Genomic DNA, 804 nt, shown 5'->3' on the forward strand with positions numbered 1-804 from the left:
CGGTTTATGTCTCGGTTTGGTACATTGGCGTCAAGCATCGTTCGACCGGTAATGTGACGGTAAAATATGTCTATGCGATCACTCGACCAGTTATGACAAACCGTAATGACTGTTAAGAGGTAGAATGGACGGCAATGAGAGCCGATAGTATAGATTAGGCAGATGAATATATGGTAACTAGTTTGGAGATGGTGATCGTGGGCGAAGATTTTGGGATGCGTGTCAGTGTCCTTGCCAGCAGCAGCTCAGGTAACGCAACCTATATTGAAACGCCTGGTCACAAGGTGTTAGTGGATGCCGGTTTGTCAGGCAAGAAAATAGAAGCACTGATGAAGAGCATCGGTCGAGATCTAACCGATGTTGACAGTGTTTTTATCACGCATGAACATAGCGATCATGTGCGTGGTGTAGGCGTGTTGGCGCGACGTTATCCGCAGCTCAACGTTTATGCGAATGCCAAGACGTTTGCAGCTTTACCAAAAAGTGTGGGCAAAATCCCTGAAGCACAGCTGCGGTTGTTTGATATGGGGACAACTTTGACGTTAGGTGACTTGGATGTGGAAAGTTTTGGCGTTTCGCATGATGCTGCCGCGCCTCAGTTTTACCAATTTCATCATGACGGCAAGGCCTTCACTATCCTAACCGACACGGGCTACGTTTCAGATCGGGTTGCCGGGACGATTCGCGATGCCGATGCGTATGTGATGGAATGCAATCACGACCTTGAAATGTTGCGGACGGGTCCGTATCCGTGGCCGTTGAAGCAACGGATTTTAAGCGATCAAGGGCACCTGTCCAATGAGG

The 804-nt window shown here is 48.8% G+C and carries 1 protein-coding gene; it reads left to right on the forward strand.

Annotated elements, in window-relative coordinates; translation table 11 throughout:
- Positions 1-188: 188 nt before the first annotated feature.
- Positions 189-804, forward strand: a 616-nt coding sequence (locus ACWPVL_RS11765) for an MBL fold metallo-hydrolase (protein WP_454389194.1), incomplete at its 3' end; no start/stop codon positions are given.

The organism is Streptococcus sp. Marseille-Q8145 (genome assembly GCF_965112035.1).